Here is a 12,023-nt window from a genome sequence, read left to right on the forward strand (position 1 = left end):
CCAATACAAGACAAATTTATTTTTAAGATTTTAGTCCTCTAAACAACTAAGTTCTCCCTTCATAACCAAAGGAAGTTATTAACGGACTACTACTCTATCAACTTCTGATTAAATGTACAACTATTTAGTGTTAATACTTAACTACATTACTACTTTGTAGTCGCATTTTTTTAATTGCTGAGTAGGCTGGTGTTAGTCGTACAAAAACCAAAGGTCATTGACCGTAGAGAACTAGCCCTGCGATCCCATAAGCATAATAAATCATAATCGACGAAGTATTCATCACTAGTATGTGAGCTCTTACTTTAACACCATCGAAAACAAAGTTACCGCTTTTGTCATGGACAAAAGAATCTAACTATTTTTTTTCTAGTAGAATTGATCGCTCTCTTTTCAAACGAAAGCCCTTTAATTGCTTCAACAAGCTATCATATTTTTCAACTTTGACAAAAAAGTTTTCAATTTGTTATTCTATAACTACTTAAAACAAAAACCATAAAACGATTGCAAACTAATCCCAAAAACTTTCATGATTTCATAAGAATTTGTATTTTTGTTTCTTAGTTTTAATAGATGAAAATCGCTTGGTAATGATTCATTAAATCATTTTTTTTTACATAAAGAAGTAATGCATATTTACTACTCTCTATTGAGTTTTTTTATGGTTGCATTCTTAACAAACATCCAAGTGAAAAAAATCCGTCAAACTAAAAAGACCAACGAAGTAATGGTTCGGTAAAAATGATCTATCCCATAGAAGTTCTTTTAGATAGTATGCTTTAACTATAGTAGTTTGTTGATTAGTTCGCTAAGGTTTTATTTTTGTTCAATTAGCACTAACAATCACTCTATATTTTTTAGTTTTTTTGCTGCCCAATTACTCAACTTTAGAATACTAGATATTTGACAATGCACAGAACTTTTATTTGTGATTTAGCAATTGACAAAAGCTAATACCATGTGATTGTGCTAACCAAATCTAAAAAATAAAAATAAAGATATAAAAAAGATCTTTTGGAGCTTTTCAATGTTGTTTGACAATAAAGTATTCCAATATATTACGACAAGGAAATCATAAGTATGGAGCAGACACAGAATTTATTCCAAGAGTTTGACAAAGTAACTACCAAAGAATGGGTTGATGCCATTGAGAAATTCTTAAAAGGGAAACCCGTTGATAGTTTAAATTGGGAAATTGAAGAGGGGCTTATTGTATCTCCTTTGCACCGAAAAGAGACAACAACTTCTCAGTACCTTGGTAGCGCTAACTTAAGCCCTAACAATCACTGGCGTATTTGTGAAGCTTTTTTAGTAAAACACCCTGCTGATTGTACAACCATCAACCTACAAGTCTTAGAAGCCTTAAACAAAGGGGCAAATGCTTTGATATTTGATTTCTCATTCACCCCTTCTGTAGACGATTTGCAACGTTTATTAAAAGGTGTTTTATTAGAGTTGATTCACATCCATTTTCAAGGGGTTGCTCTTCCTGATGCTCCCAAAACTTTTTTGGAAACCCTCTCCCATATTCCTAATATTCAGACATTAAGTAGTAGTTGCAACTTAGGATCTCTTAACAAAGATTTAATTTGTGATTGCTTTGACTTTTGTGCCGTTCATTTACCTCAACTCAGATTTTTAAATATTTTAATAGAAGACGCTTCTACCCAAAGTCTTAGTAATGCAATTTTTACAGCCAATCAATGGATTGCTATTTTAAAAGAAGAAGAGAAAAATATCGAACAAATTACAAACTTTTTGCGTTTTGATTTTAATATAGGAGAACGTTACTTTGTAGAACTAGCATCAATTAGAGCTTTCAAAAGACTTTGGTTGGGTTTGTTAGAAGCCTACGAAGCTCCTACAGCTATTTTCCCCTTTTTGCATGCAACAACACTAAGTGATCAGCATGACAATCAATATTGGAACATGATTACGGCCACAACGCAAGCGATGGCTGCTGCTATAGGTGGTGTAGATTCTATATATGTTCGTCCTTGCAACAGTCTAGATAAGGCAGATGCTTTTACTCGTAGAATTGCACGAAATGTACAACACTTATTGCAGTCTGAAAGTTACCTGAATAGAGTCGTTGATCCTGCTTCTGGTGCTTATTACATCGAAAATTTAACAGTTGCATTGGCAGAAAAAGCTTGGCAACAATTTTGCAAACTATAATCTTAACTGCTTTTCTATTGAAAATCAAATCATTCGCCAATGATAAAATTTGAGCAACAAAGGAAACCAATGATTATTTAACAAACTATAGTCTTAAGACCTAATAGAGATTGCTGTTTCTACTGATTGTAAGGATGAGTCGGTAGCTATTAACTATGACGGGAAAATTTTTATATAAAAAAATAACATTTCATTTTCTGGTATTTTGTTTCTGTTTGACTAACTTACAGGCTCAAAATCAACGCTTATCGAAATCAACCTATCAAGCATTAAATAACTATATTGTTTATTCTAATGAAGTATCGCATGCACTAAACTTAATGTATTTTGATTTCTTGCATATCAATGATCAGTTTTATCAATTTGTAGAAGATAGCATCGATCAAGTTGTTTACGAAAAAGATAATATCCTTACCAACCCCGATTACTTTCCCATTTATCCACGTGATCTTTATCCTGCAATTCTTAATGATAATATTTATATCCCTTATGATAAACGAGGTGCTCCACTTCAGTTAATTGGTAAGGTTGTTAATGTTCTTAAAGAAATAGAAGACACTCGTTCTTTATTGGCTCAATATGTCGAAACAGGAGATTACAAAAAAGACACCAACCTCGTTCAGGGGTTTAAATGGCTCCGTAGAGTAGAAGTACTTTACTATGACATGTTTACCCTACAAGAAAAACTACATTGGAACCTTACAGCAATTATCCAAACTTACAACTCACCTCAAATAGACAGCAATGCATTAAGGGCAACACAAGAGCTTCAACCACTCCTCAAACAAAGTAAGCTAGTAATAAAAGCCGTTCGAGCAGGAGACACAAGTAGTTCATTAGAATACAATTTTTTAAAATTAAATGAGTTTCTGATCAGTTTAGAAGGTCGCCAAGAAAGCATTCTAAAAGGATTAAAAAAAATTCCCAATTCCCTGCGTTCACCTGAAAAAAGATTTGCAGAAATTCTTAACAGGACTCAAAATATATTAAAAATAGCAAAAGAATATCAGCGTAATCCTAAGTATCAAAATTTAAACTTTAAGACCAGTTATTATTACTATAACATAGATTTGCTAAATAGTTACAATCGCTCGGGAGATGGTGCTGCTACCTTGTTCAACAAATTTATTAATGATAATGACGTTTATTGGTTGTACGAACACGAAATGCCACACTTATTTGAAGTCCTTTACCCTGACATTCCAGAATACGAGCAATACAAGGCTCCTGACATTGATATAGAAGAACTCATTCGCAAAAAATTGCGCGAAAAATATGTAGCAGATAGCATAGCTCAAATTAAATCGGATAGTATTGCTCAAGCTAAAAAAGACAGCGCTATTTATGCCCAACAAATTTTGGATAGCATAGAATATAGAAAAAATAATCCTCAAGTTGGGGACATGAATCTCAATGGATTTGCGACAAATAACCTCGTGTTTTTGTTAGATATTTCTGCCTCAATGAAAGATACCAATAAGCTGCCGCTGCTCAAGGAGGCTCTTGTTCAATTACTTGATTTGATGCGAGAAGAAGATAATATTACTCTAATTACATATTCTGGCAAAGCTGAAGTCGTCCTGCCACCTACTTCTATGACTTCAGAGGCCAACAAAAAACGGGTGATTGATATCATTAGTCAACTATCGTCTGATGGTAGTAGTGATGCAAACAAAGGAATTCGATTGGCTTACAAGACCATCGAAGAGAGTATTATTAAAAACGGTAACAATCGGGTTATCATGGCAACAGACGGTGCCTTTAACATTAATTCTAGGGTCAAAAAAATTATCAAACGAGGAACTAAAGAAAAAGATCCTATCCGTTTGAGCATTTTTTATTTCTCCAAAAAGGAGTATACCCATCACAAAGAATTGCTCGAAAATCTTAGTGAAATGGGGGCAGGAAAATACCGTCATATAAAAAAAGAAAATGCCAAAAAGATATTGGTTATAGAAGCACAAGAAGTACGGCAAAAAAAAAATTAACCCCTATAAAAGAAAAGAACAGTTAACAACAACAAAATAGTAGTTCTTAGTTCCTTCTTTTTGTACTTTTTTATATGTTTTAGTCTATTTTTTGCCTACAACAATCTATTTCCTTTGCCCTTAATTCGCATTTCGTTAGTAATTTGTTACCTTCAAGTTCAAATTTTGCTAATAATTAATTAATCCTCAAAAAAAAATCTTCGGATATTATGGGAACATATACTACGATGGCTCTTGCATGGGTCTTCTGTGCCATTTGGATTGTCTTTGTTATCTCGACAAACAGAAAGGTACATCCTAAAGTACTCTTCTTCTTATTTTTTGTAGAAATGTGGGAACGTTTCTCTTACTATGGTATGCGAGCTTTATTAGTATTATATATGACTAGTGAAGTAATGAATTATAGTACTAGTGACGCTTATGGTATTTATGGAGCCTATGGAGCATTAGTATATGCAACACCTCTTATTGGTGGTTTATTGGCTGAAAAGTTTATGGGATACCGAAAAGCAATCATGTGGGGAGCATTTCTAATGATGTGTGGTCATTTCTTAATGGCTATAGAAAACGAACTTATCTTCCTTACTGCTTTAGCATTATTAATCATGGGTAATGGTTTCTTCAAACCTAATATATCCTCTATGATTGGTAAATTTTATGCAAAAACGGACCCTAGACGTGACGGAGCCTTCACGATTTTTTATATGGGAATCAATATTGGTGCGTTTCTTTCTGGTTTAACTTGTGGTGCCGTTGGTTTAGATCCTAACTTAGGTTGGCACTTTGGTTTTGGACTTGCTGGAGTAGGAATGTTATTAGGTTTATTGATATTTTGGTATGCAGAACGCAATGGAATACTTGAAGACAAAGGTTATGCTCCATATCAAGTTACAGCAGGTGGACCAGGTATTATGTTAGACCAAAACAATGGGGGAGAAATTTTAAACAATGATCCTACTCTTGATAATACAACAAAGACTCCTACAGATCAATCAGAAGCTAGCGATGATCAAGTTGAACGATTTACATTAGTAGAAAATCCCGTTGAACCTAAGTTATTTGGTCTTCCACTTAATTTATTGATTTATATAGGTTCTATTATTGCTATTCCGTTCTTTTTATTACTAATCCAACACAATGACATTTTAGATTATGGTATTGGAGGTATTGGAATTATAATGGTAACTTATTTATTATACAGTTCTTTTCAGTATGAAAAAGTACAACGTCAACGTATATGGGTTATTGTAACGCTCTTCTTCTTTACTATTATTTTCTGGACCTTCTTCGAACTAGCAGGTAGTGCATTGACAGTATTTACAATGAACAACGTGCGTCCAAACGATTATTTGAACGCGGCAATGTTCAATTCATTAAATCCGTTTTTCATCATGCTATTTGCTCCTATTTTTTCTTGGTTGTGGGTGAAGCTATCAAATGCTAACATGGAACCTGCTGCGCCTGTAAAATTTGGAATCGGTTTAATCTTGTTAGGTTCCGGTTTTTTAATTTTAAACTTTTCCAAAGGTGGTGCTGTTGATGGTCTAATTGCACCTATGTTTATGGTGTTTTTATACTTATTGCACACACTAGGTGAATTAACATTGTCTCCAGTAGGGTTATCAATGGTTACCAAATTAGCCCCTGCACAGGTTGTAGGTTTTGTAATGGGATTCTGGTTAATGGCTTCTTCGTTTGCCCATCAAGCTGGTAAAACAATTGCCCAGTTTACTGTAGTTCCAGAAGGAACACCTGCTGAAGAATCTCTAAGCTTATGTTTATCCGTATTTAACAATCTAGGTCTAATTGCCGTTTGTGCTGGTGGCTTTTTGATATTGGCATCGGTTGTTATTACAAAATGGATGCATGGAATCAAATAACAGCAGTAAAAAGTCTTACAAAAAGGTCGTTCTGATATTTTCAGAACGACCTTTTTTTTATATAAAAAAACACCTAATTCGCTCTACGAATTAGGTGTTTTATCAAAAAGCAAAAATACTTTTTTCTTATCTAAACAAAATTAGCTCGAATTTTTTCTGCCAAAGCGACAAATTCTTCCTGTTCCATTGATTGTCGTTTGTTAAAATCAATAAACTGGATGTTTAAGAGCGGCACCAAGTGAATGTGCGCATGAGGTACTTCTAACCCCAAAACGGTCTGCCCTATTCGCTCACAATGGACTGTTTTTTCTATAGCTGCTGCTACTCGTTTAGAGAACAGATGCAATCCCAAAAACAAAGACTCCTCCAAATCAAAAATATAATCTACTTCTTTCTTAGGAATAACCAGTGTATGTCCTTTGACAACAGGAGCAATATCTAGAAAAGCCAAAAATTGTTCATCTTCTGCAATTTTGTGACAAGGGATTTCTCCATTTACGATACGTGTGAATATACTTGGCATAATGAGCGTATTTTAAAGATTAATAGCAATATCTAAAATTTCAAACTCCATAATTCCTCCAGGAGTCTGTACCTCTGCAATTTCTCCTACTTTTTTGCCTAGCAACCCTTTTCCAATTGGTGAATCAACAGAAATTTTACCTGCACGCAAATTTGCTTCCGATTGAGAAACTAAGGTATATTCAAATTCCTTTTTGGTCTTCACCTGTTTAATTTTAATGGTGCTTAGAATAACCACTGAAGAAGCATCTAGGTCTTCTTGCTTAATTACTCTTGCTGTCGACAACGTTTTTTCCATTTCAGAAATTTTCAACTCCAATAATCCCTGCGCTTCTTTAGCAGCATCGTATTCTGCATTTTCTGACAAATCACCTTTTTCACGAGCTTCTGCGATTGCTTTTGCTGCGTCTTGACGACCTTGAGTTTTCAAAACTTCTAATTCACTTTTCAATTTATCAAACCCATCTTGGGTCATATATGAGTATTTAGACATAATAATTTCTTTTTAATTATAATTAAGTAGTCATTCATAATTAATGATCATAAACTTAAGAAGCAATTTTGAGATCAACTTCATTAAAAAGTCTCGTGATAACGCTGCTATCACTACTTTTTTTCACCTTGTTTCTCATCAAAATTTCTAATAATTTTACCCATCATCTACTATCAAAACTTACTTACCTTATAAATTTGCTGTAAAACGGTTACGTTTCGTGCTATTCGTAACCTGCAATTAAATATTTCTTTTTAAAATTTGAATTTGCTAGAAAATTCAATTCATTTATAAAACTCCATTCCTAACGAAGAGGTTGCTCAAAAGTTCCCATATTCTTAAAAATAATCCTTTCTATTTACACTTACTTATTTGGTAATGGATAGGCTATCTTGAAGAAAAAAACTGATGCCCGATTAGCAATTCTATCGCATAAAAGCAATAAAAAGAACGTTCCTCCCAGTTTTTGGGAGGAACGTTCTTTATTCCGTATAAAGGCAAATATATAAAATTATTAAGATAAATGCCAGTTATTAGCCTAATAGTCTGCTATTTTTTTAGTTTAAAATTCTTAAAAAAACTCAGCAGCGACACACAAAACTGATTATCAAAGTTTTAAAAGGAAAATCAAAAACATTAGCACTCTGATTATCAGTCAAGTAGGATTCCATCCCTATACCTTTTGATACAGTTTATAAGGATATTCAATAGCAATTGAGAGCTTCTTACAAGCGCTGCGCATCAAAAGCTCGATTAATAACAAAACTTTTTAACACCTTGGTTCCTACTCCTTCTACTTTGACGTGAATTAGATAAACTCCTGAAGCAACAGGTACATCAGCATAGTTTTTCACATCCCATTCAACTGATGTTTTGATTTGTGCATCAGCCAGAGGTCCTTCATATCCTTGTCCAATTCTCGCAATACCATTTTTAGCTGAATTCTTGTACTCTTGTGCTATTTTAAATTCTTTTATAAATCGACCATCCAACGAGTAAATCCTAATATGACATTTAGCAGGAATATTTGTAATTTTGACAACATTATCCGTTTCTAGTATCTCATAATCAGAATAAGCATAGTAAGGGTTTGGAACCACACGCATTAAATCTAAAGCAGAAACAGCCGTCTCTTGTTCTTCTTTTGTAGGAACAAATTTGTCTAATGAAAATTCATACAATGGATATCCTAAATTCTCATTCGTTCCTTCTTCTATTTCAAACGGGCGATCAACTCTTAACTTAATTCTCGCTTTGGTTGGAGGAACTTCACCATACGTTCCCTGCATAGTTGTCGGTACTGCCATTGATGCCCACGTCACAACTAGATTTTTGTAAATATGAATATCCTTATCAAGAGGAATGTTAGGATTCACTTTATCAAACTCTGCAATAACGCTTTTGCAAGAGTCATAAGGCTGATTGGTTACATAAATAATATGCTGTCCGCCTTGTACATTTCTTAGTAATTGTACTTTTTCATCCGTTGAAAAAGGACCTGTCGTTTGTACATTAGTTGGGTTAAAAATCATATCGTTTCCAGTACTACTACCAGGGTTCAAACCCTCCTCTAAAACACTACCATTGTATAAAGAATTTTCTCCAAAGAAAATATTCAATCGTTCTCCTGTTTCCACATTATAAGCATATCCAGGAAACCAAGACATACCAACAGTACTGTTATCAATAGACATATCTTTGTTTCGAGAAGGATACACTGGTTTGGGAACTCCAAAACTTGGTCCAACACTTCCTCTCCATTCCATTTGATCTCGCTTAGAAGGTATTTGCCAATTGGAGCTTACACTTCCTAAGAAAGAGTTACCATGATAAAAATTAGCCGTTTCAACAACAATACAGCGACTCCACTCATCTTGATTAGGAGACATTACTATATTGACGTTATTTAAGTTAGATAATAATGTATCCCGTACTTTATTAGGTATTATTGGTGCTCCTGGCACTGTATCATTTCTTAATTTGGAGCCATCCGAGGCAATATTCCCTAGTGACAAATAAGGGCCATCAAAATCTCGTTGTGCATCACACAACATAAATGGGTACCAACCTCCTTCTGATTCAGAATACAACTGCTCTGGATCAAACCTTTGATCAGCCTCATTATTTCCTGTTTTTAACATATTTAGAATGCCGTCCCCATCGTTTAGTCCATGATACCATTCACCATAAGTAGTATCTTCATATGCAATTTGAGAACCGATAAATCCTACATTTCCATTATGACTTGGCTTATCTTTCTGCTCCAATTCAAGAGAGATTCCTAAATCTGGAATATACTGCTCGTAGTTCCAGTCCATAGTTTGATAAGACGACCATACGATGCTCGGATCTTGTGGGTCAGACAACATCCAATAAACAGAATCAGACAAGGTTGTCACATTGGCTGGTTGTGGAATATAAGCATCTAAATTAGCATCATAAAGCCAACCATACAATTGATCACATACACGAACTTGGAACGTTCCCGCAGGAACACGCAAGGGATCTACAATTTTTACTTTGATAGGCGCTTGCCCCTCCTTATAAGTGATTCTTCCAACATTATTACCGGCTAAAATAGCAGACTCTACTTCTTCTATATTCGCAATATTTAAAAACTCTCCTGATCCTACACCTTGACCATCTAATCGAGTTATCTGTGGTTGATCACCATATTCTGATTTTAATTGAATACCAGAATATTCGGGCGCATTAATTCTTGGAATACCTGTATAAATTCTAAAATTGCGACGCCCTTGCAAATAAGCTTTATCTTGCCCTTTTCTCGTTACAGGATCATACTTTTGATACTCATTATGTGCATAAGCAACCACACAGAAATAATAGGGTTTATGATTGATTAAGTTTTTTTCTCCTGTTGCGAATTGATCTTCAACGACCTTAAAAGTATGCTTCAAGCCACTATTTGCTCCTTCTACCTTAATCACAGGTGTCAGTAAATCAATTTGAGCCGCATCATTTCTAAATTCCTCCCAATTGGCAATGGTAGTTACATCATCCTCCACATCACACTGGTAGATTAAACTTGCTTTGCTTTCATCATCTAATTCTGTAACAGAAACATTTGGTCCTACTACTTGGTAAATTTTATACCCCTGAAAATTGTAGCTCGTATCCAAAGGTGCATGCTGTGCCAATATAGCTGGAGACTCTTCATAATCAAAAGGACTATTGGCACCATAACTTAAATTCAATACTAATTCCTTATCCATTTCAATAACATCCATATTAGGAGCATCTGGACCATTTGTTATTTTAAAACAGCCATCAAATAGATTTTGTGCTAATTCATCAGCAGTAACCAGAGATTCCAAAGAAGCACAACCAGAATAAGGCACTTCAGGAACCCATACAACCCCCGATATCATTTCATTGGTAGCCCCAGGCAATAAAGTAAAGGGTCCTGAGGTGTGCAAAAAGCGTTGATCCAAGCCATTTAAGTTCTCTTGGCACATAGACCAAGCACCGGGGCTGTCGTCAGTCGGAAAACTAGGAAATACATATCTTGTTGGAACAGCATTAGGATTATTGGGATCATAGCCATTTCCTCCTTGAGTAACAGGAGTAGCATCTATCCAAAGACCAGACATCAACCGATAATGTTGAATTGCTGTTTGCGGGTCACCAATACCACCACCACCTCTTCTGTAGTATTGAAAACCAGATAAACCAATTTCTTTTTTAGTAGAATCCAAAGGGCCTTTAAAATAATCGACTCCCAAGGCAGGAACTTGTGCCCCATACCCAGGTGTTCCTGCTTGTCCACAAGGATTATCATCATAAGGATAAGCATTATAGACATACCCCATTCCTGTCGAAGTATCACAACCAATATAATCATCCTCTGAACATCCTAAATCAGGATCCGTCCACAAAGAAAAATACGTATCATTGTATCGGAGTTGGTTTCTATTTAATAACTTATAACGGTAAAAGGTCATATTGTTGACAGCATCTGTCGTAGAATATCCAAAAGCCAAAGCTTGTACCTCCATATCCATTGATTTCCCTTGTGTCTGAGTATGCAGGTTTCCTTTGTCATTATAGACCCACCATGTCATCTGATCTGCATAAACGGGATTGGAATAATCTGTTCTATCGCAACCCACAACTTCTACAATTGGATGATCTCCATCATAAGGATTATACCGATTATCCCCATTCTTATCTACAAAAGGGGCTAAATCTTGATCATAACCTAAAATATCAAAACCATGAATGGCTGCAAAATGTACGTTGCCTCGTGCTGGCCACCCCAATAACGCTTTTGATGGGGTATCGTCTATCCCTGGCGATAGTGGATCTAAAAAATCTGCCCTCAATGCATCTATATCTCTACCATATACTGTAAAATGCTTGTCCCAACGAGCACATTCGTTTTTATCAATTGTAGCCGTTTGGGTATTGAGAGGTCCTGGCCAATAGTCGTTTCCTCTATTTCTATAAGTTTGAGCAGCAAGAATCAAATTTCCGCCGCCATCATAAGCACCTATCCAAATCCCTCCTGCATACAAAGAAGAAATTTCGGGTTCTCCTGATGCTGGGTCAACATTGGGAACAATATATCTAGCTTGTTGTCCATCCCACCACATATCACCTCCTCCACGCAGTCTTGCCCGAACATTATTGATATTCAAATCTGTTTCTGCTCTAGATTCTGTACAATTGCTTCTGAATCCTATATTCTTCGGTGTGGAAGGTTTGTTTTTATCGCCTACAAAATCCCGTGCTTCTCCTTCTATCGGTATAGTCCAAAAATAGACTATGAGAATGGTTATAAAAGATAGTTTGTTCATAGTAATAATTTTGATTGAGAATTTTAATAAAGGCATAGGAAGTCCTACCTCCAGAAAATGTCTTTTCTGAAGTTCAGCAATCATCTATGTCCTAATGTAGTAAATAAGGATAATGGCTTGAGGAGCTACCTATTTCTAATAATTG

Annotated in this window: 6 protein-coding genes; 3 read left to right on the plus strand and 3 right to left on the minus strand. The window is 35.2% G+C overall.

Features of this window, described 5'->3' with window-relative positions; all coding sequences use genetic code 11:
* Positions 1-1,080: 1,080 nt before the first annotated feature.
* The 3 genes from QP953_RS26040 to QP953_RS26050 all read left to right on the plus strand — a co-directional run bounded on the left by QP953_RS26040 (position 1,081) and on the right by QP953_RS26050 (position 6,046).
* Entirely contained in the window at positions 1,081-2,178 is a 1,098-nt protein-coding gene (locus QP953_RS26040) for a methylmalonyl-CoA mutase family protein (RefSeq protein ID WP_309553385.1), read from the plus strand.
* Between the two features lie 215 nt (positions 2,179-2,393).
* Entirely contained in the window at positions 2,394-4,166 is a 1,773-nt protein-coding gene (locus QP953_RS26045; RefSeq protein WP_309553386.1) for a VWA domain-containing protein, read from the plus strand.
* A gap of 209 nt (positions 4,167-4,375) precedes the next feature.
* Positions 4,376-6,046 carry a peptide MFS transporter gene (locus QP953_RS26050; protein ID WP_052598245.1) on the plus strand — a complete coding sequence of 557 codons (1,671 nt, stop codon included), beginning with the start codon at positions 4,376-4,378 and terminating at the stop codon, positions 6,044-6,046.
* 130 nt (positions 6,047-6,176) lie between these two features.
* Here QP953_RS26050 and QP953_RS26055 read toward each other — a convergent pair whose 3' ends face one another.
* The 3 genes from QP953_RS26055 to QP953_RS26065 form a co-directional block, all read right to left on the minus strand.
* Entirely contained in the window at positions 6,177-6,569 is a 393-nt protein-coding gene (locus tag QP953_RS26055; protein ID WP_052598246.1) for an HIT family protein, read from the minus strand.
* A 12-nt stretch (positions 6,570-6,581) separates the two neighbouring features.
* Positions 6,582-7,061, minus strand: coding sequence for a transcription elongation factor GreA (greA, locus tag QP953_RS26060; RefSeq protein ID WP_052598247.1), 480 nt, complete (start codon positions 7,059-7,061; stop codon positions 6,582-6,584).
* Between the two features lie 725 nt (positions 7,062-7,786).
* Entirely contained in the window at positions 7,787-11,878 is a 4,092-nt protein-coding gene (locus QP953_RS26065; RefSeq protein ID WP_309553387.1) for a hypothetical protein, read from the minus strand.
* Between the last annotated feature and the right edge of the window lie 145 nt (positions 11,879-12,023).

Origin of the sequence: Aureispira sp. CCB-E (assembly GCF_031326345.1) — a bacterium.
Classification (GTDB): domain Bacteria; phylum Bacteroidota; class Bacteroidia; order Chitinophagales; family Saprospiraceae; genus Aureispira.